At 42.2% G+C, this 715-nt stretch carries 3 protein-coding genes; all 3 read left to right on the top strand.

Features of this window, described 5'->3' with window-relative positions:
* A partial coding sequence (locus G5A70_RS15520) for a replication initiation factor domain-containing protein (protein WP_173750337.1) occupies positions 1–350 on the top strand: 350 nt, incomplete at its 5' end.
* Positions 350–553: an excisionase gene (locus tag G5A70_RS15515; RefSeq protein ID WP_002607397.1), complete on the top strand. Its 204-nt coding sequence runs from the start codon at positions 350–352 to the stop codon at positions 551–553. The genes G5A70_RS15520 and G5A70_RS15515, both read left to right, overlap by 1 nt.
* Before the next feature lie 78 nt (positions 554–631).
* On the top strand, positions 632–715 hold an 84-nt coding region (locus G5A70_RS15510), incomplete at its 3' end, for an integrase DNA-binding domain-containing protein (protein WP_173750338.1).

The following is a 715-nucleotide window of genomic DNA, read 5'->3' as shown; positions in this document are numbered from 1 at the left end:
CAAACAGAAATGAAAGTAATAAGAGCAGGTGGAAAACGTGTCGGTTTTGGGAACGCTTTTTAGGGGCTGTGGAAGTCTTAAAACTGCAAGTACCGAAACTACATAATTCTCTTGAGGAAACACAGCAATGGCTCACAGAGGGTGGCGTGATTTCCGCTGTGAAAAGTTTTTACTTCTTGGAAGAACATGACGCATTAGGTGGACTGGAAAAAGTGGGAACTATGCTTGATAAGGCAAGATACAGCAATTCCCTTTCCAGCAAACTAACCGCCCACTTACAGAGGATAGACCGCACCGACCTTATCCCCTATATCCAGTATGACACGAAACATGGGAAAGGGGGTATCTGATGAATAACAACGATATTCCTGTATGGGAAAAATACACCCTTACCATTGAAGAAGCGTCAAAGTATTTCCGTATCGGAGAAAACAAGTTAAGACGATTGGCAGAGGAAAATAAGGACGCTGGCTGGCTCATTATGAATGGCAACCGCATACAGATTAAACGCCGACAGTTTGAACAGGTTATTGATAAATTGGACGCAATCTAATGCAAATGAGCCTTGTATGTGTTATGATGAACACAAGTCATATCAAGGCTCTTTCCAACAAGGAAAGGAGCAGACACCATGAAAGAAAAAAGACGGGATAACAAAGGTCGTATCCTGCATACTGGAGAGAGCCAACGAACAGACGGAAAATACTTATATAAA

Source organism: Blautia hansenii (assembly GCF_013304445.1).
GTDB lineage: Bacteria > Bacillota > Clostridia > Lachnospirales > Lachnospiraceae > Blautia.
Note: the sequence above shows the minus strand (reverse complement) of the source record. Positions and strands in the feature narration are given on the sequence as shown.

Coding starts and splice junctions, on each gene's coding strand:
- G5A70_RS15515 (WP_002607397.1), top strand. CDS start 350: ATGAATAACAACGATATTCCTGTATGGGAAAAATACACCCTTACCATT.